Raw genomic sequence first — 20,727 nt, 5'->3', positions numbered from 1 at the left:
TGCCGGGTGGCCGACCCTATGGAACAGTGGACGCGGTTACACCGTGCCGGGGGCGGGGCACGACGACCTCCCCCACGCGCGCCGGCACCGCAGCGCACCGAGGAGATCCGGCATGACCCAGCTCGCATCCGGCCCCGCCGGCACCAAGGCCACGCGGTCCTCCGGACGGAAGCCGGCCGCCAAGAAGGCGGACCCGGGCACGCCGGCGCCGGGCACGCCGGCGACGGACAAGGCGGTATCCGACGAGGCCGCTCCGGACCAGGCGGCGTCGGACAAGGCGGCGTCCGACCAGGCGGTGTCGGACAAGGCGGCGTCGAACGGACAGAAGCGCGCCGACGCCCCGTCCCCGGCCGCCGCGGACGGGGCGTCCGAGGCGTCCGAGGCCGTCATGGGGCTGGACATGCTCCTGGTGGACGCCGCACAGGGGCCGCTGCGCCGGCTGATCCCGCCGGCCGGCACGGCCTTGCGCTTCGGGTCGGCACTCGCCCGGCAGCCGAAGACGGTGGCCGGCCGCGCCGGTGAACTGGCCCGCGAGGTCGCGCGCATCGCCAAGGGCAGCTCGGAGCTCGCACCCGCCAAGAAGGACCGTCGCTTCGCCGATCCCGCATGGTCGGGCAACGGGCTGCTCCGCCGCGCGATGCAGCTGCACCTGGCCACCGCGCGCACGGCCTGGGAGCTGATCGAGGACGCCGACCTCGACTGGCAGGACGACGAGCGGATCCGGTTCACGGCCACGAACCTCGTCGACGCCCTGGCCCCCAGCAACGTCCCGGTGCTCAACCCGCTGTCGCTGAAGGCGGCGATCGACACCGGCGGGAAGAGCGCCGTCCGCGGGGTGAAGCAGATGGTGTCGGACCTGGCGAAGCCCCCGCGGGTGCCGTCGATGGTCGACCCGGACGCGTTCTCGGTGGGCGAGGATCTCGCCAACACCCCGGGGGCCGTCGTCTTCCGGACCGAGGTCTTCGAGCTGATCCAGTACACGCCGACGACGGAGAAGGTCCGCGCCGTCCCGCTGGTCATGGTCCCGCCGACGATCAACAAGTTCTACGTCGCCGACCTCGCCCCCGGCCGCAGCATCGTCGAGCACTACGTCGCCAGCGGCCAGCAGGTCTTCATGATGTCCTGGCGCAACCCCGACGAGCGGCACGCCGAGTGGGACATGGACACCTACGGCCAGGCCGTCATCGACGCGATGGACGCCGTGGAGCAGGTCACCGGCAGCGACAAGGTGACGCTCCAGGGCTTCTGCTCCGGCGGGATCATCACCGCGATGGTGCTGGCCCACCTGGCTGCCACCGGACGCCAGGACCGGGTGGCCGCGTTCAGCCTGGCCGTCACCGTGCTGGACTGGGCGCGGGCGGGCACCATCGCCGCGCTCATGGACGAGGAGTCGGTCAAGGCCGCCACCGAGAAGTCCCGCAAGAAGGGCTACCTGGACGGCGCCCAGCTCGCCGAGGTCTTCGCCTGGCTGCGGCCCAACGACCTGGTGTGGAACTACTGGGTGAACAACTACCTGCAGGGCAAGCGGCCGCCGAACTTCGACATCCTGTTCTGGAACTCCGACACGACCCGGATGACCGCTGGCCTGCACCGCGACTTCATCGACATCTCGATCGGCAACACCCTCACCGAGCCGGGCCGGGCCACCATGCTCGGCACGCCGGTGGACCTGTCAACGGTGACCGTCGACTCCTACATCACCGCGGGGATCGCCGACCACATCTGCCCGTGGCAGGCCTGCTACCGCAGCACCCAGCTGCTCGGCGGGGAGAGCCGGTTCATCCTCTCGACCAACGGGCACATCGCCTCGCTGGTCAACCCGCCGGGCAACCCGAAGTCGACGTTCCAGGTCTCCGACTCGACGCCCGCGGAGCCGGCCGCCTGGCTGACGAGCGCGGAGACGGTGCAGGGCTCGTGGTGGCCGGACTTCATGGACTGGCTCGGGGACCGCAGCGGCGAGGAAGTGCCCGCACCGACGTCCCTCGGTGGCCCGCTCGACGTGCTGGCCGAGGCCCCGGGCACGTATGTCTTCGACAAGTAGGACCTTCCCGCCCGACCCCGGGCACGGGGAGGTCGTCCGGCAGGTGACCGCGGCCGGGCGGACCCTGCGGGTCTCGGTCCGGCGGGGGACGGACCCCTCCCTGCCCCCGTTCCTGCTGATGAACGGGATCGGCGCCAGCCTGGAGGTGCTGCAGCCGTTCGTCGACGCGCTCGACACCCGGCGGACGGTGATCCGGTTCGACGTCCCCGGGGTGGGTGGTTCGCCACGGCCCGTCGTCCCGTACGTGCTGGCGACCTTCACCCCGGTGGTGGCCGCCGTGCTGGACCGGCTCGGGTTCGAGGGGCAGGTCGACGTCCTCGGGCTGTCGTGGGGCGGTGGCCTGGCACAGCACTTCGCCGTCCAGCACCGGCGCCGGGTCCGCCGGCTGGTGCTCGTCGGGACCGGCACGGGCACCCTCATGGTGCCGGCCGACCCCCGGGTGCTGGCCAAGATGCTCACGCCCCGGCGGCACCGGGACCCGGACTACGCGCGCAGCATCGCCGGGGAGATCTACGGCGGCACGATGCGCACCCATCCCGAGCGGGCCGCGAAGGTGCTGCACTCGGCGACGCGGTTAGGCCCGCGGCGCGGCTACTACTACCAGCTGGCCGCGACCTCGGGCTGGAGCAGCCTGCCGTTCCTGCGCCTGATCCGGCAGCCGACGTTGATCGTCGCCGGGGACGACGACCCGATCATCCCGGTGATGAACGCGCGGATCATGGCCCGGCTGATCCCGGACGCCACGCTGCACGTGTACTCGGGCGGGCACATCGCGCTGGTCACCGAATCGCACGACCTCGCGCCGGTGATCGAGGAGTTCCTCGACAGCTGACCGCCGATGCACAGGCCGCTCAGGGCGAATTGTCATACCCGGCGGCCACGATCGGACTCCCACCGCAGCATCGAGGAGTCCCGTGACCGACCACACCGCTCATGGCAGTGACCGTTCCAGTTCCGCCCTCGGCAGGACCTCGGCCGCCGGCGCGCGCCTGCCCGCCCGGCTGCGCCGGCGGCGGGCACTGCTGGTCCCGCCGCCCCCGGTGCGGGCGGCTCGCGCCGCGTCCTGAGGCGTCGACGCGCAGGCGTGTCAAGGCGAGTTGCCCGTACGAGTGACACCGGCGGCGAGTTCGCCGCCCCCGCGTACAGCTTCTCCGGCCACCTGCCGAACACATGGGCAACGACCGGTTCGAGCAGACGGCAGGGCACAGACATGGCGAAGAGTTCGGCAGCGGGCACGGGAGTGCGACCGCTGCTGTCCCGGCTGAACGCCGGGGCTCGCGTGGGGCTGTTCGTCACGCTCCTGGGCGCCGCGGCAGTGGCCATGTTCGTCGCCGTCGTCCGTGATCTCCCGGGGCCGGACGCACCGCTCGACCTGCCGTGGCCGGCCTGGGTCGCCCTGTTCGCCGCCAGCGAGTTCCTGGTGGTCCACGTCCAGCTGCAGCGCGACTCCCACTCCCTCTCCCTCACCGACCTGGCGTTCGTCGCCGGCCTCTACCTGATCGAACCGGCCACCCTCGTGACGGCGCAGGTCGCCGGCGTGGGGTTGACCCTGCTCCTGCAGCGGCGCCAGTTCAGCGTCAAGTTCGCGTTCAACCTGGCGCAGTACGCCCTCGCCGGCTGCCTGGCCACCACCGTCTTCACCGTGCTTTCGCAGGACACCGTCCTGTCGGGCAGCTGGAGCTGGGTCGCCGCCCTGGCCGGCGTCACGGTCTCCACGCTCACCGTCTCCGCGTGCGTCTTCGCGGTGATGTGGCTGTCCGAGGGCGCGCAGGGCGTCGCCGGACTGCCCCGCATGCTGGGCCTGTCCATCGCGTTCGCCCTGGGGGTCGCGGCGGTCGGCCTGCTCGTGGCGACCACCGCCATGCAGAACCCGGCCTCGCTCGGGCTCCTGGCTCTGCCGTCCGTCCTGCTCATCGCCGCCTACCGCGCCTACACCCGGGCCCGCGAGCAGCAGAACAACCTGCGGCTCCTCCACGAGGTGACCTCGCTGCTGTACGACAGCGACGACGCACCCACCGCGCTCACCGACTTCCTCACCGCGGTCCGCGGCGCCTTCCGGGCGCACGGGGCGGAGCTCGTCCTCTTCGGCGAGGAGGACGCCGTCCCGACCCTCAGCCGCAGCCGCGACGGGGAGAAGCCGCTCGCCCTGCTGCCCCTGGAGCACCGCGAGGACGCCGACCGGCTCGTCACCTGGGCCGAGACGACCGGCGTGCCCACCACCCGCACCGGCCTCGATGCGGGCGCCGAGCTGGACCGGTACACCGCCCGGCACGCCCTCAAGGACGCCATGGTGTCGGTGCTCAGCACCGAGGGCCGCGTCCAGGGCCTGCTGCTGGTCTCCGGCCGCCTCGGCGACGTCGGAACGTTCACGAGCAGCGACCTCGAGCTGCTGGAGACCTTCGCCCGGCACGTGGCCACCTCGCTGGACCGGGGCCGCCTCGAGACCGACCTGCGGCGGATCATCGAGCTGCAGGAGGAACTCCGGCACGCGGCGATGCACGACCCGCTCACCCAGCTGCCCAACCGGACGCTGTTCCTCGACCGGACCGAGAACGGCCTCAACCTGGCCGGCCGCAACGGCCAGTGGCCCGCGGTGCTCTACCTCGACCTCGACGGCTTCAAGCCGGTGAACGACACCTACGGCCACCAGGCCGGCGACCTGCTGCTGAAGGTGTTCGCGCAGCGCCTGCACGAGGCGGTGCGCACCGCCGACACCGCCGCCCGCCTCGGTGGCGACGAGTTCGCGGTGCTGCTGCACGGCCCGATCGACGCGGTCGGGGTCGACCAGGTGCTCGCCCGCGTGCGGGAGCAGCTGGACCTGCCGATCGAGCTCGGGGGCGGACGCACCGCCAAGGTCGGCGCCAGCATCGGCATCTCCTTCGGCGGCCCCGACACCGACATCGACACGCTCATCCGGCGGGCCGACCTCGCGATGTACACCGCCAAGCGGAGCGGCCGCGGCAGGTCCGTGTTCTACGACGCCGGACTCGAGGCCCCGGAGGTCCAGCCGGCCGGCATCGAGCAGTGCGCCGCTGCCGACGGACCCGAGCCACGACCGGTTCCCGCCGCACCCTGACCCACCGGACACGTGGGCCGGATCCTCGGTCCGGAGCCGGACCCCTCGACGACTCCGCCGGTGGACGAGCACGATGACGTCTCGGCCGGAACGAGCGTGAGGGGAGCGACATGAAAGACGTCGCGCCGCCGCCGCTGACGATCGTGCGGCCGGGGGAAGGACGGGTTGAGGACCTCGGGGACGGCCTCGGGGTGGCGTTCAAGCTCTGGGGCGAGGACACCGGCGGGTCCATCGCCGTCGTCGAGCACCCGTTCGAGGTCGGCACGCTGGTCTCGGCGCACCTGCACACGCGCGAGGACGAGTACTCGATCGTCACCGAGGGCGAGATCGGCTTCCGGTCGGGCGATCGGGAGGTGGTTCTCGGTCCCGGCGGCTACATCACGAAGCCGCGCGGGGAGCTCCACGCCATGTGGAATGCCGGCCCGGTACCTGCGCGGATGATCGAGATCATCAGCCCGGCCGGGTTCGAGCTGTTCTTCCGTGACGTGGCCGAACTGGCGGCCACGGGCACGGCCGAGCTCCCCGACTTCATCGCCCTCGCGGATGCCTACGGGCTCCAGCTGGGGGAGCCGGACTGGATACCCGACGTCATCACGCGATACGGGCTGACCACGCCCTCCTGGTGAGGCGCGGGGTCGTCCGGCGGGGCGGCAGGAATGGAAGGTCAGTCCGCCAGGCGGATGACGTGGCCGCTCGCGCCACCGAACGCGTCGACGACGAAGCCTCGTGCCCGGAGCACCTCGGCCAGCGCCGTGTTCATCACCCGCTGCACCGCCGTGTCGGCCGCGGCGCCGTGGAGCTGATCGACGCTCATCCGGTCGTGCTGCCGCCAGGTGAGGACGATGCCCAGTCCGGTCTCGGGGGTCAGGCAGGCGCCCCCGGCCTCGCGGTCGGGTCCGGTCGAGTCGTGCAGCGGCAGGCCGGCCTCGGCCAGCGCCGCCGCGACCTCGACCACGAGGGTGGCCAGCGGGTCGTCGTCCGAGAGCCCGGTGTCCCAGTCCTCGGGCAGCCGGTCGAGCTGCCCGCCCAGGTGCGCGAGCCACGCCCATTCCTGCGGTGAGGGCCGGTGATGGAGCACGCCGTCGGCGCGGCGCACCCCGTAGACGGGCCGGACGCTGCCGGACCCGCGGTCCGCGTGCGCACCGGCGGCCCAGCTCGCGTCGGTGCGCTGCGGGAACGGCCCGCCGACGACCCGCCGGGAACCGTCGTCCTCCGAGGCGACCAACCACCAACCCTGGCCGACGCCATCCAGGACCACGCCACCGCTCGACACAGCACTCACGAACAACCACTCCTTGGAAACGGCCAGCACTGGGGAAGTGCGCCGGCCACCCACGCCCATCCATGTGCGCGGTGTGCAGGAAAGGTATGCGCTGAGGCCCCCGGTCCCGCGCTCCCGTCGCCGCGCCGGGACGCCGCGTTCCCGAATCGTTGCCTGGGCGCCGAACGGGGACGGTGACGACCTCGTTCCACAGCTACATGTCGACAGCAGCGACCATCGGCGAGCGTGAACGAGGCCGCGCAGCCCGCAGCGATCCCGTCCCGTGCGGCCGGCGACGGGCGTGTCGCCCGGCCGCCGGCACCGTCACGAAAGGGCCGGTCGCGGGGTGGGGAAGGATCGGTCCCCGAAGAGGATGCGGCGGGCCGCGGCCTGCCCGAACGGCGTGCGCAGCAGCGGAAACGCCGTCGCCGCTGCGGCGGGCGTGCGCACCTGGGCCAGCCCCCGGCGCAGCAGCAGCCTTCCCCGGAAGCGGGCACGGAGGGCGGCTCCGTCGTAGTGCTCCAACGCGTCCGGCCGCCCGGTTCGCAGGGCGTCGTCGAGGACGTCCGCGGCGAGCTCCGACAGCCGCAGGCACGGATCGAGGCCACCGGCGGTGAGCGGGGAGACCGCCCCCGCGGCGTCCCCCACGAGCAGCCCGTCGGCGCAGCTGATCCGGCGCAGCAGACCGCCGACGGGGATCGGTCCCCCGCGCCGCTCGACCTCGGCAGGACGGTCGACGGGGAGTCCGGGCGCCGACGCGCCGAACCTCTCCAAGGCCCGGCGCAGACCGTCGGGAAAGCGCTTGGCATAGCCGGCCACGCCGACGTGGGCATGCCGGCCGTCGTTGACCACCCAGGCCAGGTATCCGGGCGCCAGCGAGGGGTCGAGCACGCAGTGGAACGTCGGGGGCTCGTCGCTGCCGGGGACGTCGAAGACCTCTTCGGCGCCGATCAGCAGGTGGTGGTTGCGGTCCAGGGCGAGATCGCGGGCGACCCGCGAGCGGGCTCCGTCGGCGCCGACGACGAACCGTGCCCGCACCCTGGCCGGCCCGTTCCTCCCGACCAGGAGGACGTCGCCGCCCCGGCGACCGTCGTAGCGGGTGCCGAGCGCCACCCGGACGCCAGCCCCGACCGCGGCGCGTCCCGCTGCCACGTACAGCGGCCCCATGTCCCCCACCCGGAACTCGTCGCGCGCACTGTCCAGGGTCACCGGACGACGCAGGCTCGGCGGGTAGAGCATGACGCGCCGGATCGGCGGGCCGAGGCACTCGGGAGGCAACGGGAAGTCGTCGAGCGTCTTCCGCACGAAGATCCCGGTGGTGCGGACGGCGCCGGTGAGCGTGGGTCGCCGTTCGACCAGCAGGACGTCGTGGCCGCGCTTCGCGAGCAGCGTGGCGGTGTGCAGCCCCGCCAGTCCGGCACCCACGACCAGCACGTCGACGGTCTCGGCGCCCCGAGGCGATGCGTCCTCGCCGGATCCGGTCACCGGTTCGCGTCGTTGCGGATCAGCCGCACCCAGCCGAGCAGCAGCGCGCCGCCGGCCCAGGCGAGCAGGGCCGTGACGGACGACGCCTCCGTCATCCTCGGCACCTCCCCGAGCAGGAGGAACGCCGCGCCGGACCCGGGCAGGACCGAGGCGAACGAGGACATCCACTCGTAGCCGAACTGCGGGAGCAGCACCGGGAGGAGCAGCATCAGCAGGAACCCGGTGACCAGGGCGCCGGCGGTGTTGCGCAGCAGGAAGCCGAGCCCGACGGCGAGCGCCGTGCCGGCCGCGAACACGAAGGCGACGGTGCCGAGAACGTCGAGGCCGACGTCCCACGGGAGACCGAGTCCCGGAGCCGCCGCGAGAGCCGCGAGTGCGGAGCCGCACCCCAGCAGCACACCGAGGCCGGTGGCGAGGCCGACGGCCACGACCGTCCGGGCGAGGAAGAGGACGCCGCGACGCGGCGTCCACTGCAGCGCCGGGACGATCCCGCCCGTCGCGTAGTCGGCCGTCACCGCGAGGAGGGCCAGCGAGAGGAGCGCGAACTGGGCCGGCATGGCGGCGAAGGGCACCACTGCCCACGCCGGCTCCCCCTGGGGAGGAACCGGCTCAGCGGCGGCCTCGAAGCCGGCGATGGTGCCGATCCCGACCATCACCACGGCTGCCGCCGCCAGGAACCCCCAGGTGGTCCGGACCGTCCACAGCCGGGTCCACTCGGCAGCACAGGTGCGGACGAACACGCGTCCCCCGGAGACGTCGGCAGCCGATGGCCGCATGGCGGGGGCTGTCGGGAGAGCCGTCACAGCGCTGCCTCCGTCGTGTGCACAGGCTGCCGGACGCCGCCGTGGAACTCCACGCTGTCGCCGGTCAGCTCGAGGTAGGCGGCCTCCAGCGACTGCTGCACCTCGGACAGGTGGTGCAGCGGGATGGAGAACGCGTTCGCGAGCTCGCCGACGTCCTCGGCCGTGCCGCCTTCGACCTGCAGCTCGTGACCGTCGAGGCGCTGCGCCGTCAGGCCGTGTTCCCCGAGCCGGGCGAGGAGCTCATCCGGCTGCGACGTCCGGACGCGGACCTGGCGATGCCCGAGCCCGCGCAGGATCTCCCCCGTCGTCGCGTCGGCGATGAGCCGACCCCGGCCGATGACCACCAGACGGTCGGCGGTCTGCTCCATCTCGCTCATCAGGTGGCTGGATACCAGCACGGTGCGCCCCTCGTCGGCGAGGGAGCGCAGGAGTCCGCGGATCCAGCGGACGCCGTCCAGGTCCAGGCCGTTGATCGGTTCGTCGAAGAGCAGCACGCGGGGATCGCCCAGGAGTGCCGCCGCGATCCCGAGACGCTGGCGCATGCCGAGCGAGTAGCCCTTGATCCGTCGGCGCGCCGCGGAGCCGAGTCCGACCTGCTCGATGACCTCGTCGACGCGACGCTGCGGGATCCCGTTCGCCCGGGCGGCGACGCGGAGGTGGCTGCGGCCGGTGCGGCCCGGATGCAGCGAACCGGGGTCGAGGAGCGCGCCGACCTCGCGGAGGGGCTCCGCGAGCGTCGCGAACGACCGCCCGTTCACCAGTGCCCGTCCCGCGGTGGGCCGGTCGAGGCCGAGCATCATCCGCATCGTCGTGGACTTCCCGGCGCCGTTCGGCCCGAGGAAGCCGGTGACCTTGCCCGGCTCGACGTCGAAACTGAGGTCGTCGACGGCGAGGACGTCGCCGAAGCGTTTCGTCAGGCCCCGGACCTCGATCATCGGCTGACCCCGTGCGCCGCGGCCTGGTTGTCCTCGACCCACTCGAGCAGGTCGCCGGGCTGGCAGTCGAGCACCCGGCACATCGCCTCCAGGGTGCTGAAGCGGACGGCCTTGGCACGGCCGTTCTTCAGGACGGCGACGTTCGCCGGGGTGAGCCCGACCTGTTCGGCGAACTCGCCGACGCTCATCTTGCGCTTGGCGAGTTCCACGTCGATGCGCACGACGATGGCCATCAGATGACCGCTTCCATGTCGGCCCGCAGCGTCGTCGCCTGCCGCAGCAGGGCTCGCATGATGACCATGAGGAGCCCGAGGACGGCACCGACGAGCAGCAACAGCAGCAGGAGCGCCGGCAGCACCGGATCGTCGCTGACCTCGTCGATGATGAAGTAGTAGGCGCAGACGAGGGTGCCGAAGAGCATCGTCCAGCCCGCGGCGATCGCCCACACGATCGCGTTCACCCACGGCAGCGCGCTCGCGCTGAAGATCCGGTCCTGGGTGACCAGCGTGAGCAACGTCCAGGTGCACACGATGACGGCCTGGACGCACACCAGTCCCAGCACCGAGACCGCCAGCATCGTCCACCGCATGAGCTGCCGCTCCAGCGTCGGCTCCGCCAGGTCGGGCAACAGCCCGGGCACCGCCCAGATCTGGGCGACCAGCAGGGCTGCGAAGACGATCGCAAGCAGGATCCGGAGGGGGAGCACCACGCGGCGCAAGTGCGTCATGCGATCGACTCTCACGGGATGTCTATCGAAAGTCAATCGATACACGCCGAGTGTCGTGCAATCTCCCCCGAAGTGGTTGTCGTCGGTCAGACGGAGCGGACCGGAGCCCCCAGACGGATCTCCCCGTCGGTGAGGACGTCGGCCCGCAGCCCGCCGCGGTGGATCAGCGGCCGCAGGATCCCCGGTCCGCTGAGCCGGTCGAGGTGGACGCAGGGCTCGCACAGCCGGCGTCCCTCGCAGAGCACGTCCCCGATGCGAAAGCGCCGCCCGACGAGGGCGTTGACGTCGATGCCGCGGGTGAGGACGTTGCGGCGCGTGCCGGCGAACTCCAGCGGCTGCCCGGCCGTGGCCATCTCGTCGAGGACCTCGGCGGCGATCAGGGTCAGGTCGTAGCCGGGCCGCCGTCCGCCGCGGGAGCTGAACGTGCCGGCTCCCGCCGCGTAGCGGTCCCCCTCGAACCCGTGGCCCGCGCGGGCCTGCGCGACCTCGAGCAGCTGCATCGGCGCCTCCGCGGCAGGCGCCACGGCGAGGCCCTCGACGGTGCCGCGCAGCTCTGCTCCGGCCGGCTGCCGGTGCAGCACCGGGTCGAGGGAGGCGACGGCGTAGGCCTCGCGAATGCGCAGGTCCGCGGTGGCCCGACCCAGCAGCGCGGGCGCCTGCGGGCTGAGGACGACGCCCGGCGGTGTGCCGAACGCGAGCACGGCCACGTCCGTCCCGGGCGGGTTCGCCACGACGGCGATCCACCATCCGGCCCACTGGAAGTGCACGGGGTCGGCGATGGGCACCAGGCCCGATCCGTGCTCGGCCAGCCAGCTCCGCCAGGCGCCCAGGGCGTGCGTCAGGTCGTCGTCGGGCAGCGGCAGGTCGGCCACCGGCATCTCGGTGACCGACGCCAGGCACGTGGCGAACCCGCGGGCGAGCGCGCCCGCGGCGGGTCCGGGCGGGAGCTCGACGTCGATCACGGGTCCTCCCTCACGTTCGCGGGCTGCGACTGCGGCACCGGACTCTTGCATGCGAGCAGCAACGGCCGCTGCCGGATTCAGGCCCCGCCGACGCCGCGGACAGCCAGGGAGACGGCGAGGGCCGACATGACCGCGGCGATGCCGCCGTCGAGGATCCGCCAGGCCGCCGGCCGTGCGAACACCGGCCGGAGCAGGCGGGCGCCGTAGCCGAGGCCGGTGAACCACGCGGCGCTGCCGAGCGCGGCCCCGGCGGCGAACTGCCATCGGTGATCCCCGTAGGTCGAGGCCATGGAGCCGAGCAGGACCACCGTGTCCAGGTAGACGTGCGGGTTGAGCCAGGTCAGCGCCAGACAGGTGCCGACGGTGACCGCGAGACCCGTGCGTGCGCCGGCGGCGTCCGGCAGCAGCGCGGCCGGCTTCATTGCGCGGCGCGCCGCCAGCACGCCGTAGCAGAGCAGGAACGCCGCCCCGGCGAAGCACACCACCGGGACGAGCCACGGCAGCCGGGCCAGGGCCGCGCCGGCGCCCAGCACCCCGGCGGCGATCAGCGCGATGTCGGACAGGGCGCACACCGCGACCACCGCGGCCACGTGCTCGATTCGCAATCCCTGGCGCAGCACGAAGGCGTTCTGGGCGCCGATGGCCACGATGAGCCCCAGACCGAGCGCGAGCCCGGAGGCGGCGGCGAACAGGGCCGGGGTGGTCAGCACGCCGTCGACGGTAGGAAGTCGTTCTGCCAGGGTCCAGCTCATGATTCTGATGCGGCGTTAGCGTCGCTGTTCATGGACCTGGACCTGAGCCAGCTGCGGGCACTCGACGCGACCGTCCGCGGGGGCACGCTGGAGGCGGCCGCCCGGGCCCTGCATGTCACTCCATCGGCGATCAGCCAGCGGTTGCGGGCCCTGGAGGTCGCGACCGGCCGGATCCTGCTGATCCGGACCAAGCCGGTGCAGGTCACCGAGTCGGGACAGGCGGTGCTCCGACTCGCCCGGCAGGTCGATCTCCTCACCGCCGACGTCGCCCGCGAGCTCGGTGGGGAACCCTTCCCCGACCTCGTGCCCACTCTGCCGATCGCGGTCAACGCCGACTCGATGGCCACCTGGGTCCTGCCCGCACTGGCGCCATTGGCCGGCGACGTCTGCTTCGACCTGTACCGGGAGGACCAGGAGCACACGAGCGCCCTGCTGCGCGCGGGCACGGTCATGGCGGCGGTGACCGCGGAGGCCGACCCGGTGCCCGGCTGCTCCTCCACCCGCCTGGGCGGCATGCGCTACCGGCCGATGGCCACCCCCGCCTTTCGGCGGCGCTGGTTCCCCGCCGGCCCCACCCCGGAGGCGCTGGTCCGAGCCCCGGTCGTCGTCTTCGACCGCAAGGACGACCTGCAGCACCGCTACCTGCACGCGCGGGCCGGTTCCGACGCCGCCCCACCGGTGCACTACGTGCCCGCCTCGGCGGACTACGTTGCCGCCGTCACCCTGGGCCTGGGCTGGGGCATGGTGCCCGACCAGCAGGCACGCGGGGTCACGTCGGAGCTGGTCGGACTCGACCCGGCCTGCGCGGTGGACGTCGTCCTGTACTGGCAGCAGTGGCGGCTGCGCTCCGCCACGCTCGACCGCGTGCGCGAGGCCGTGCTCGAAGCCGCCGGCCGCGAGCTGGACCAGCCCGGTGAGGCTGCGCGCTGACCAAGGACTCACGGCGGTCGCAGTCCATCGGCTCCTGAAAGGGCGAAACCGCCGAGGGCTGCGCAGAGAGCGAGGATCAGCCTGACGGGAGTCGTCACGGAGCCCGGGCTTCAGCCCGGGCCGACGGGATGGACGAGGTCGTAGGCGGCGGAGACCTTCTTGGGGACGACCATGCGCCACGCATCGACGACGAGCTCGCGGGCTTCGGTGGGGTCCAGTGCAGCAAGGTGGGCGTGGACCCAGTTGAAGCGCAGGTCCGACGCCGCCGGCAGCTGGAACTTGTGCGGCTCGCTCAGGACGAGCGCCGCCCGCTCCTCCTTGGGGAACGCGAAGCCCATCACGCTCCCATCCAGGGAGAACGCCACGTAGACGATCTGCCCGACGCGGAACTTCAATCTGCCGTGTCCGTACACCTGGTACGAGCGCTCCAGTTCGGCGCCCAGCGGCCGAACGTCCTCGATCGCTGCCATGTCAGAAACCGTCCGTCACGGCCGACGGGCCGCCTGTCCGCACGCCGCCCATCACCCACGACCTGGTCAGCTTGGTCCGTCCATCGGAGTCCGCTCCTCCTGCGTCGCGCACACAGGATGGACTGCGACGGCGGGCCGGAGTCATCCGCTTGTCGCGTTCGCCGGTGTGTAGAGGCACGTCCTCTCGGCTCGGGGCCGGCGTGACCGGCCTCGGGCCGCGTCAGCGAAACACTGTCGCCACCGCCCGAAGCCGCAGGTCGAGCATCAGGCGGAGCAACACCACGTCGTGTAGGTCCAGCTCGGTGGGCCCCGTGGGGATCGAACCCACAACCCGCGGATTAAAAGTCCGCTGCTCTGCCAATTGAGCTAGAGGCCCCGGTGCGGCCCGAGTCTGGCAGACCGACGGCGGCCCCTCCTGTCACAGGACGTCGAGCACGAGGAGCAGCACGAGGGTCAGGATCGCGGACAGCGCGAGGGACCCGAGGCAGCCGAGCCGGTTCGAGAAGAGGAAGAACACCCGCTCTCGATGCCCGCTGCGGTAGCCCGGTGAACCCGCGGGCGTGTGCGCTGCGTCACGAAGCCGCGCGAATGTCCCCCGATCAGGGGATGCCTTAAGACTGTTGCCTTTACGTACGGTGATCATCGCTCCGGTCGGGGGGACCGGGCAATGTCGCCTGCCCCCACCGAAGATCTTCCGCCCGGCGCTGCAACGCCCCCGGCGGGTTGAACCCCGGCCCGGCCGACCCGTTCCCCCCGGGGCGGCCGGGCCGGCCCTCTTTCGCGGCCCTACCGGCTGCGGGCCGGCAGCCGCGCCATGACCCTGCCCGCCTCCATCCGGACCTCGAGCTTCTCCTGGCCGTTGGCGGCCGGTCCCCGCCGGGACGTTCCGCTGTCCAGGTCGAACGCCGAGCCGTGCCACGGGCAGACCAGGCACGCGTGGCCGTGCACGTCCTCCACCTTCCCTTCGTGCAGCGGCCCCGACAGGTGCGAGCAGGCGCCGACGAAGACGTCGACCCGGGCACCCCGGCGGACGACGGCCAGCGGGACGGCGACGCTGCTCCCCTTCCCCGTCCGCAGCGCGGGCCGGCCCTCGGGCAGGTCGTCCAGCGGACCCAGGTCCATCCAGTCCTTCGACAACGCCCGAGCCGCCGTCGTGGCGTGCGAGGCGCCCGATGACTGCGCGTAGGACATGTGCCCGCCGACCGCGGCCGATCCGCTCGCCACCCCCAGCCCCGCGTAGGACAGCACCAGCCCGAGCGCACCCCGGCCCCGCTTCCGTGCCATCAGCGACCCGACGTACAACCCCAGCGCGGCGGTGTTCGCCGCCGCGTGCAGGGCCCCGAGCCGCCGCACGCCGACGTCCTGCTCCGACCAGTCGGCCGCCCCCGACAGCGACGCCGGAACCGCTGCTGCGACGCCCGTCCCGATCAGGACCGTCGCCGCACGCCGGAACGGCGGGTACAGGTCGAGCAACCCGGCGGAGACCCACGTCCCCACCGGCACGTGGACGAGCACGGGGTGCACCGGATGCCCCAGCCAGGTGCCGTGGAGGAAGTCCTTCACCGGTTGCGGTAGGGCCGCCTGCACGGCGCGGCGCGCCGGGTCGATGACCTTGTCCAGGGCCGCCGCGTCCGCCACCCGGTCGAGAATGCCCATGAGGCTCATGGCCCGCCTCTACCCGGCGCAGGCCCGCCGAAAGCAGCCCACCAGAACACGGGCGATCCTGCGGAAATCCGGTGGGAATTCACAGGTAGCTCGGGCATGTTGACCGTGACAGAGGCTTTTTCGTAGAGGAACGTTGACCGTGCGACCGAAAGGAGTGGCGTCCCGTGACCTGCCCGTCCAGGACCCGCTGCCGGCCGGTCATCGAGTTCCTCGGCGGCCTGTCCCACGCACGGGTCGAGCACGGTCGGGACGTCGCGGCGCGGACGGCCACCCGGCTGCGGCAGGACGATGCGTGGGCGCAGTTCACCCGGTTCGTCCTGGTCGGCGGCACGTCGACCGCTCTGTACGCCGTCCTCTTCCTCTCCCTCCGGAGCCTCGGCTACCTGCCGGCGCACGTGGTCGCGACGGCGGCCTCCTCGATGCTGGCCAACGAACTGCACCGCCGGCTCACCTTTCGCGCCGATCGACGCGTCAGCTTCCTGACCGCCCAGGTCGAGGCCGGCGGGGTGTCGTTCGTGGGACTGGTCGCGACCAGCGCCGCTCTGGGCTGGCTGGACGCCGCCGTCGGTTCCGCCCACCCGTTCTGGCAGATCACCCTCGTCGCCACCGTGACCGCCGTCATCGGCCTCCTGCGGTTCGTGGCGCTGCGCTGGATCTTCCGTCCGGCCGTTCCCACCACCGCCTGACACACCGTCGCGGGACACCTCCGAAGACCGCCGCTCAGTAGCGTGGCGTAGGTGACCGAGCCGACCCTGCCCGCGCCGTCCCCCTGGGGGCCGAGGGTCCGCGTCGCCGCCCGGTGGGGGCTCCGCGCCGCGATCGCCGTCGCCGGAGCGCTGATCGCCGTCCTCCTCTTCGCCCGGATCTCGGCACCGATCGGGCCCTTCGACGCCACGCTCGCCTTCCAGCCGGCCGGCGGCGGCGCGCAGGTCGCGCTCCCGCCCCTGGGTGCCCTGACCGTCGACGTCTACGACGGGCCCCTCCAGCTGGAGATCCAGCTGCAGCGGGTGGACCAGGTCCGCGCGCAGGCGCTGGCCACGGACCCGGTGAAGCTGGCCGGGGTCGTCGACCAGGTGAGTGCCGATCTGCGCGACGCGGTGGTGGAGCTGGTCTGGCGGACCGCCCTCATCGCCCTCGCCGGGGCGGCGCTCACGTCGGCGGTGATCCTCCGGCGCCGCTGGGAACCGGCCATCGCCGCCGGCCTGGCCGGCGTCCTCCTGCTCGGGACGGCGGGCCTCGGCGCGGCCACCTGGCGGCCCGAAGCGCTGTCCCAGCCCACGTACACCGGGCTGCTGGTCAACGCCAACAGCCTGATCGGCAGCGCGGAGGACCTCGTCGCCCGCTTCGACGCCTACCGCGCCTCGCTGGAGGACCTGGTCGCCAACGTCGGATCGCTGTACTCGGCGATCTCCGCGCTGCCCGCGCCCGGTGGGACCGACGACACGGTCGCGCTGCTGCACGTCTCCGACCTGCACCTCAACCCCGCCGGGTTCGACCTGGTGCAGCAGGTGACCGGGCAGTTCGGTGTCGACGCCGTCCTCGACACCGGCGACATCACCGACTGGGGCAGCTCACCCGAGAACCGCCTGATCAACTCCGTGGGCACCCTCGGCGTCCCCTACGTATACATCCGGGGCAACCACGACTCCGCGGCCACGGCGGCGCTCATCGCCGCGCAGCCGAACGCCGTGGTGCTGAACGGCTCCGCCACGACGGTGGCCGGCCTGACCCTCGTCGGGACGCCGGATCCCCGCTTCACCCCGGACAAGAGCACCGGGGACGACGAGGCCGGCGAGGACGTGCTGGTGGAGAGCGGCCAGGACCTGGCGGAGTTCGCCGAGTCGCTGCCGGCGCCGCCGGCGATCGCCCTCGTGCACGATCCGCGGCAGGCGGCCCCGCTGGACGGCGTCGCCCCCGTCGTCCTGGCCGGTCACACCCACGAGCGGGAGGTGCGCGAGCTGGAGGAGGGCACCCTGCTGATGGTGCAGGGCTCCACCGGGGGCGCCGGCCTGCGCGGGCTGCAGGGCGAGTTCCCGGAACCGCTCACCTGCACCGTCCTCTACGTCGACCGGGAGACCGGCGAGCTCCGCGCCTACGACGAGATCACCCTCGCCGGACTCGGCGAGACCGAGGTGACGATGCAGCGCACCGTGCTGCCGCCGGCCGGCCCGCCGGTGCCGGACGCCGCGGACGACGGCGGCGTGGCCCCCGCGTCCCAGACCGGTTGACCGGGCGGCCCTACGCTCGGGGCATGTCCTCGATGCCGCGCACCGCCCGCCTCGCGGCGGGTCTCCTCGCCGGAGGCCTGGCCCTCGCCCCGCTGGCCGGCTGCTCCCTCAGCTCGAACAACGTCTCGTGCTCGACGAGCTCCTGCACCGCCACGCTGTCCGGCGACGGCGCCGAGGCCGAGATCCTCGGCCAGAAGGTGACGTTCGGCGGGGTCCAGGACGGCAAGGCGTCGCTGGGGGTCGCCGGGGCCAACGTCTCCTGCGCGGAGGGCGAGAGCGTCACGGCCGGGCCGCTCCAGCTCGAGTGCACCAGCGTCACCGAGGACGCCGTCGAGATCACGGCGTCCCTGGCCTGAGGCAATGGCTCAGTCGTCGTGCGCGACCTCGAGCACCACGCGCGCCGGGGACTCGAGCAGGTAGACCCGGAACGGCTCCTTGGCCGTCGTGCCCACGAACGCGACCGCCGTCCCCTCGAACATGCCGTCGTAGACCACCTCGGTGACCGCCTCCGTGCCCTCGGCGGCGACCCGCCTGCCCCAGGCGACCTCGTCGATGCCGGTGTCCATCGAGGGGCCCGCGCCGGTCAGGGTCACCTGCAGGACGGCGTCGCCGGCCACGCCGACGGGGTCCCCGCTGCCCTGTGAGCTGGCCTGGTCCACGTACCGCACGTCCCAGCCGGGCTCTCCCCGGCCGCCGGCCTCGAGGACGACGCGGTCGAACCCGTCGTGCCGGCCGATCCGGATGTCGGAAACGCTCACGAGCGCGTCGGAGGACTCCTCCGCGGTGTCGGCCTCGGTGTCCGCGGTGAACGGCGGCGTGCCGGTCGCCCCCTGGGCCCCGACGCCCTCCCCGGCCGGTTCCCCGGGAGCGGACGAGGGCGCGGAGCTCTCCGACGCGGACCCGCCCGGGGAGGGCAGGGTGGCCGCGGCGCCCTCTGCCGTGCAACCGGCCAGCAGGGACGTCGTCAGGGCCGCGGTCAGCAGTACCGCGGCCGGTACGGCGGGGGCGGCGGCCCGGGTCCGGAGGCTCACGGTCCCAAGTCTCGCACTTCCCGCCCCCCGCCGGACCGGACAGCGGCGGCATGTATTGTTTCTCCCGCCCCCGGCGAACACGAGCCCCTATCGTCTAGTGGTCCAGGACGCCGCCCTTTCAAGGCGGTAGCACGGGTTCGAACCCCGTTGGGGGCACGCACAGCACGACAGCAGTCGCACCACCAGAACGTGCAGCACCAGCAAGGCCCTGTAGCGCAGTTGGTTAGCGCGCCGCCCTGTCACGGCGGAGGTCGCGGGTTCGAGTCCCGTCAGGGTCGCTCCCCGGTGGAGACACCGGTGAGGGGCAGGTAGCTCAGTCGGTACGAGCGCTCGCCTGAAAAGCGAGAGGTCGGCGGTTCGACCCCGCCCCTGCCCACACACGCTGTTCCCCGGCCGCTGATCGGGCGCCCGCTCTCTCGTGCCCGGCCTATCGGGCCCAGGCACGATCTCCCGCGACCTGCCGGTACACCTCCGCGTGCACCCGCCGGACCGCTGCCCGCTGCTCCTCGCGCCACTCCCGGTCGGCGGGCCGGAGCATCGGGCGGGTGAGCGCGGCCGACACGGCCGCGTTGAGCGACACCGGGTCCACGGTGCCGCGGTCGTCCAGGCCGTAGGACACCACCTCGCCCCACTGGCCCGCGAACCAGCCGCAGCTCGGCGTCACCACCCGCGTCCCCACGTCACGGCAGATCTCCAGATCCCGTGAGTGGGACCCGCACGGCTCCGGCAGCACCGCGACGTGCAGCTGCTGGAACTGCGCTGCCCGCTGGTCCGCCCGGTGCACCACGAGTTCGCACGTCTCCCGTGCGGCGAGGTCGCGGACGGAGCGCACGACGTCCGTCCCCGCCTCCACCAGCACCCGGAGTCGCCCACCGCCCGACACGGCGCCGGACAGTGCGGCGCGCACCAGACCCTCCTGGTCCGGGGACGGCACCCCGCGGAGCCGCAGCCCGACCAGGCCGCGCTCGGCACCGAGGTCCGGGTCGGGGCTGGCGACGGAGGGGTGGGCGACCACGATCGCCGTCCGCCCGAACCGCTCCCCGATCGCGTCGGCCGCCCCCGAGGTCAGCGTGAGCACCACCTCGGCCGTGCTCAGGACCGCATCGAGATGGGCGTCCTCCGCCGCCGGCCGGGACGACGCCGCGGCCCGCACGCGGTGGACCGTGACCACCAGGGGGATCCCCGAGCGCCGCACCGTCTCGCTCCAGCACTGCACCGCGGCGTCCGTCACCGGCCCCGATCCCGTGTGCAGATGGAGGACGTCGGCCTCGGGGGCGTGCTCCGCCAGGTAGGTCGCGTCCAGCCACGGGCCGGGACCCCCGGTGGCACCCACGCGGACGACGTCGACCGGCAGCACGGCGTCGACGTAGAGCCCTGAGGCGGGAATGGTGGCGACGCGGATGCGGTCGGCCGCGGGCCCCGAGCTCGTCGGGACGGAAGGCTGTGCGCAGGTCACTCGGTGGTTGCGGCCCCTCGTGCGGTCGAGCGTGGCGACAGCACGACGGTGCCGCTCGACGGGTTCGGCGACGGCCCCCTGTTTCGAGGCGATCCCGTCCGGTCTACCCGGCGTCCCCCCTCCCGAACCAGTGACGAACCCCATCGGGTGAGCGGCCGGGGCCGCTCTCAGGCCCGGTGCGCGGCGCGGGCCCGGGCGTACGCCGGAGCCCGGAACCGGGCCATCGGACCGTCCGGGACCAGGCCGGGCGGCGGGTTGAGCACCGCGTCGAAGCGGACGCCGGGGTCCAACGGTTCCGCCGGGGCGCCCAGGACCAGCCGCCCGAACGGCACCCAGGGTCCCCGGCCGCGCGCGGCCGCCAGCGTGAAGGACAGGCCCTCCCGGGGCACCTCCTCGGCGAGCTGCTCGGGCTCCGAGGGGACGCCGTCCGACTCCGGCAGGGCCGCGATGCGCAGGGTGCCCACATCGGAGCGGTATCCCATGATCGAGGAGTACACGGCCGCGGCGTCCCGCCGCAGGGCCGGCAGCAGGCGGGTCAGCCGCCCTCGGCCCGTCGTCGACAGGAGCAGGTCGATCGGGGCGTCCGTCGCCGACGGGAGCCGGATCGCGAGCCCAAGCAGATCGGGCAGCGGAGCCGGCAGCCCGGCACCCCGGGAGAGCCGAACCACCCCGACGTCCGTCGCCGGGGCGTCGAGCCACGGCACGCCGACGGGGTCACCGGCTCCGTTCCCGTGCCGCTCGAGGACGGCCGAGAACACGGCACCCCGCGGGTGCATCGGCCTGCCGCCCCGCAGCCGCGCGAGCGCGCCGAGCACGAGGCCGACCAGCCGGCCGGCCGTACCGGGCAGATCGGCCACGACGGTCCCCTCTCTGTCGGTCCTGCATACCCCCGCGCCGCTCGGGGC

At 73.3% G+C, this 20,727-nt stretch carries 22 protein-coding genes and 4 tRNA genes; 12 read left to right on the top strand and 14 right to left on the bottom strand.

What is annotated here, in order from left to right:
* The first annotated feature begins 112 nt into the window (after window positions 1–112).
* From E4P39_RS07770 to E4P39_RS07755, 5 genes are all read left to right on the top strand, one after another.
* Entirely contained in the window at window positions 113–2,041 is a 1,929-nt protein-coding gene (locus tag E4P39_RS07770; RefSeq protein ID WP_245159701.1) for an alpha/beta fold hydrolase, read from the top strand.
* A 43-nt stretch (window positions 2,042–2,084) separates the two neighbouring features.
* Window positions 2,085–2,873: a poly(3-hydroxyalkanoate) depolymerase gene (phaZ, locus tag E4P39_RS07765; protein ID WP_135135823.1), complete on the top strand. Its 789-nt coding sequence runs from the start codon at window positions 2,085–2,087 to the stop codon at window positions 2,871–2,873.
* An 82-nt stretch (window positions 2,874–2,955) separates the two neighbouring features.
* The gene (locus tag E4P39_RS22250; RefSeq protein ID WP_167761675.1) at window positions 2,956–3,108 is read left to right on the top strand and encodes a hypothetical protein; all 153 of its coding nucleotides are present in this window, start codon (window positions 2,956–2,958) and stop codon (window positions 3,106–3,108) included.
* Between the two features lie 143 nt (window positions 3,109–3,251).
* Entirely contained in the window at window positions 3,252–5,117 is a 1,866-nt protein-coding gene (locus tag E4P39_RS07760; RefSeq protein WP_135135822.1) for a sensor domain-containing diguanylate cyclase, read from the top strand.
* Between the two features lie 110 nt (window positions 5,118–5,227).
* A complete protein-coding gene (locus tag E4P39_RS07755) occupies window positions 5,228–5,743 on the top strand; it encodes a cupin domain-containing protein (RefSeq protein WP_135135821.1) in 516 nt (171 codons plus the stop codon).
* Between the two features lie 38 nt (window positions 5,744–5,781).
* Here the strand turns inward: E4P39_RS07755 and E4P39_RS07750 are convergent, their stop codons facing one another.
* The 8 genes from E4P39_RS07750 to E4P39_RS07715 all read right to left on the bottom strand — a co-directional run bounded on the left by E4P39_RS07750 (window position 5,782) and on the right by E4P39_RS07715 (window position 12,000).
* Entirely contained in the window at window positions 5,782–6,399 is a 618-nt protein-coding gene (locus E4P39_RS07750; protein WP_135135820.1) for a hypothetical protein, read from the bottom strand.
* A 303-nt stretch (window positions 6,400–6,702) separates the two neighbouring features.
* Window positions 6,703–7,863, bottom strand: a complete 1,161-nt coding sequence (locus E4P39_RS07745; protein WP_135135819.1) for an NAD(P)/FAD-dependent oxidoreductase — start codon at window positions 7,861–7,863, stop codon at window positions 6,703–6,705.
* Entirely contained in the window at window positions 7,860–8,639 is a 780-nt protein-coding gene (locus E4P39_RS07740) for a hypothetical protein (protein WP_135135818.1), read from the bottom strand. The genes E4P39_RS07745 and E4P39_RS07740 overlap by 4 nt, the downstream gene beginning before the upstream one ends.
* A 23-nt stretch (window positions 8,640–8,662) precedes the next feature.
* The gene (locus tag E4P39_RS07735) at window positions 8,663–9,601 is read right to left on the bottom strand and encodes an ABC transporter ATP-binding protein (RefSeq protein WP_135135817.1); all 939 of its coding nucleotides are present in this window, start codon (window positions 9,599–9,601) and stop codon (window positions 8,663–8,665) included.
* Window positions 9,598–9,834 (bottom strand): helix-turn-helix transcriptional regulator, encoded by a 237-nt coding sequence (locus E4P39_RS07730; RefSeq protein WP_135135816.1) that lies wholly within the window; start codon window positions 9,832–9,834, stop codon window positions 9,598–9,600. The genes E4P39_RS07735 and E4P39_RS07730 overlap by 4 nt, the downstream gene beginning before the upstream one ends.
* Window positions 9,834–10,328 (bottom strand): DUF2975 domain-containing protein, encoded by a 495-nt coding sequence (locus E4P39_RS07725; RefSeq protein ID WP_135135815.1) that lies wholly within the window; start codon window positions 10,326–10,328, stop codon window positions 9,834–9,836. Before E4P39_RS07725 ends, E4P39_RS07730 begins: the two co-directional genes overlap by 1 nt.
* An 86-nt stretch (window positions 10,329–10,414) precedes the next feature.
* Window positions 10,415–11,290 carry an MOSC domain-containing protein gene (locus E4P39_RS22615; RefSeq protein ID WP_209306420.1) on the bottom strand — a complete coding sequence of 292 codons (876 nt, stop codon included), beginning with the start codon at window positions 11,288–11,290 and terminating at the stop codon, window positions 10,415–10,417.
* A 77-nt stretch (window positions 11,291–11,367) separates the two neighbouring features.
* On the bottom strand, window positions 11,368–12,000 hold the full coding sequence (locus E4P39_RS07715; protein WP_245159700.1) for a LysE family transporter: 633 nt from the start codon (window positions 11,998–12,000) through the stop codon (window positions 11,368–11,370).
* Between the two features lie 72 nt (window positions 12,001–12,072).
* Here E4P39_RS07715 and E4P39_RS07710 point away from each other — a divergent pair, with 72 nt between their 5' ends.
* The gene (locus tag E4P39_RS07710) at window positions 12,073–12,972 is read left to right on the top strand and encodes a LysR family transcriptional regulator ArgP (protein WP_135135813.1); all 900 of its coding nucleotides are present in this window, start codon (window positions 12,073–12,075) and stop codon (window positions 12,970–12,972) included.
* A 110-nt stretch (window positions 12,973–13,082) separates the two neighbouring features.
* Here the strand turns inward: E4P39_RS07710 and E4P39_RS07705 are convergent, their stop codons facing one another.
* The 3 genes from E4P39_RS07705 to E4P39_RS07695 all read right to left on the bottom strand — a co-directional run bounded on the left by E4P39_RS07705 (window position 13,083) and on the right by E4P39_RS07695 (window position 15,107).
* Entirely contained in the window at window positions 13,083–13,442 is a 360-nt protein-coding gene (locus E4P39_RS07705; RefSeq protein ID WP_135135812.1) for an MmcQ/YjbR family DNA-binding protein, read from the bottom strand.
* Window positions 13,443–13,745: 303 nt separating this feature from the next.
* Window positions 13,746–13,818: transfer RNA gene (locus E4P39_RS07700), tRNA-Lys, on the bottom strand.
* Window positions 13,819–14,228: 410 nt separating this feature from the next.
* Window positions 14,229–15,107: a Rieske (2Fe-2S) protein gene (locus tag E4P39_RS07695; protein ID WP_135135811.1), complete on the bottom strand. Its 879-nt coding sequence runs from the start codon at window positions 15,105–15,107 to the stop codon at window positions 14,229–14,231.
* Between the two features lie 164 nt (window positions 15,108–15,271).
* Here E4P39_RS07695 and E4P39_RS07690 point away from each other — a divergent pair, with 164 nt between their 5' ends.
* From E4P39_RS07690 to E4P39_RS07680, 3 genes are read left to right on the top strand one after another with little or no spacing between them, the layout of a single operon-like run.
* Window positions 15,272–15,793: a GtrA family protein gene (locus tag E4P39_RS07690; protein WP_245159699.1), complete on the top strand. Its 522-nt coding sequence runs from the start codon at window positions 15,272–15,274 to the stop codon at window positions 15,791–15,793.
* 51 nt (window positions 15,794–15,844) lie between these two features.
* The gene (locus E4P39_RS07685) at window positions 15,845–17,335 is read left to right on the top strand and encodes a metallophosphoesterase (RefSeq protein ID WP_135135810.1); all 1,491 of its coding nucleotides are present in this window, start codon (window positions 15,845–15,847) and stop codon (window positions 17,333–17,335) included.
* Between the two features lie 23 nt (window positions 17,336–17,358).
* Window positions 17,359–17,691 carry a hypothetical protein gene (locus tag E4P39_RS07680; RefSeq protein WP_135135809.1) on the top strand — a complete coding sequence of 111 codons (333 nt, stop codon included), beginning with the start codon at window positions 17,359–17,361 and terminating at the stop codon, window positions 17,689–17,691.
* A gap of 9 nt (window positions 17,692–17,700) precedes the next feature.
* Here the strand turns inward: E4P39_RS07680 and E4P39_RS07675 are convergent, their stop codons facing one another.
* Window positions 17,701–18,366, bottom strand: a complete 666-nt coding sequence (locus E4P39_RS07675; RefSeq protein WP_135135808.1) for a hypothetical protein — start codon at window positions 18,364–18,366, stop codon at window positions 17,701–17,703.
* Between the two features lie 83 nt (window positions 18,367–18,449).
* On the opposite strand from E4P39_RS07675, the gene E4P39_RS07670 reads away from it, so the two are divergent.
* The 3 genes from E4P39_RS07670 to E4P39_RS07660 all read left to right on the top strand — a co-directional run bounded on the left by E4P39_RS07670 (window position 18,450) and on the right by E4P39_RS07660 (window position 18,742).
* Window positions 18,450–18,522 (top strand) — tRNA-Glu (locus tag E4P39_RS07670).
* Between the two features lie 48 nt (window positions 18,523–18,570).
* Window positions 18,571–18,644: transfer RNA gene (locus tag E4P39_RS07665), tRNA-Asp, on the top strand.
* 24 nt (window positions 18,645–18,668) lie between these two features.
* Window positions 18,669–18,742, top strand: a tRNA-Phe gene (locus E4P39_RS07660).
* 51 nt (window positions 18,743–18,793) lie between these two features.
* Here E4P39_RS07660 and E4P39_RS07655 read toward each other — a convergent pair.
* Together E4P39_RS07655 and E4P39_RS07650 are read right to left on the bottom strand one after the other, a co-directional pair.
* Window positions 18,794–19,723, bottom strand: coding sequence for a hypothetical protein (locus tag E4P39_RS07655; RefSeq protein ID WP_245159698.1), 930 nt, complete (start codon window positions 19,721–19,723; stop codon window positions 18,794–18,796).
* 266 nt (window positions 19,724–19,989) lie between these two features.
* Window positions 19,990–20,679: a phosphodiesterase gene (locus tag E4P39_RS07650; RefSeq protein ID WP_135135807.1), complete on the bottom strand. Its 690-nt coding sequence runs from the start codon at window positions 20,677–20,679 to the stop codon at window positions 19,990–19,992.
* Window positions 20,680–20,727 lie beyond the last annotated feature (48 nt).

The sequence above is a fragment of the Blastococcus sp. CT_GayMR19 genome, assembly GCF_004570385.1.
Taxonomy (GTDB): Bacteria; Actinomycetota; Actinomycetes; order Mycobacteriales; family Geodermatophilaceae; genus Blastococcus_B.
This window is presented reverse-complemented; position numbering and strand designations above follow the sequence as displayed.

Bases quoted from the DNA above. Each gene is read 5' to 3' on its own strand.
- E4P39_RS07705 (WP_135135812.1), bottom strand. From the start codon at position 13,442: ATGGCAGCGATCGAGGACGTTCGGCCGCTGGGCGCCGAACTGGAGCGC.
- E4P39_RS07730 (WP_135135816.1), bottom strand. From the start codon at position 9,834: ATGGCCATCGTCGTGCGCATCGACGTGGAACTCGCCAAGCGCAAGATG.
- E4P39_RS07695 (WP_135135811.1), bottom strand. From the start codon at position 15,107: ATGAGCCTCATGGGCATTCTCGACCGGGTGGCGGACGCGGCGGCCCTG.
- E4P39_RS07710 (WP_135135813.1), top strand. From the start codon at position 12,073: ATGGACCTGGACCTGAGCCAGCTGCGGGCACTCGACGCGACCGTCCGC.
- E4P39_RS07760 (WP_135135822.1), top strand. From the start codon at position 3,252: ATGGCGAAGAGTTCGGCAGCGGGCACGGGAGTGCGACCGCTGCTGTCC.
- E4P39_RS07755 (WP_135135821.1), top strand. From the start codon at position 5,228: ATGAAAGACGTCGCGCCGCCGCCGCTGACGATCGTGCGGCCGGGGGAA.
- E4P39_RS07770 (WP_245159701.1), top strand. From the start codon at position 113: ATGACCCAGCTCGCATCCGGCCCCGCCGGCACCAAGGCCACGCGGTCC.
- E4P39_RS07680 (WP_135135809.1), top strand. From the start codon at position 17,359: ATGTCCTCGATGCCGCGCACCGCCCGCCTCGCGGCGGGTCTCCTCGCC.
- E4P39_RS07725 (WP_135135815.1), bottom strand. From the start codon at position 10,328: ATGACGCACTTGCGCCGCGTGGTGCTCCCCCTCCGGATCCTGCTTGCG.
- E4P39_RS07735 (WP_135135817.1), bottom strand. From the start codon at position 9,601: ATGATCGAGGTCCGGGGCCTGACGAAACGCTTCGGCGACGTCCTCGCC.
- E4P39_RS07740 (WP_135135818.1), bottom strand. From the start codon at position 8,639: ATGCGGCCATCGGCTGCCGACGTCTCCGGGGGACGCGTGTTCGTCCGC.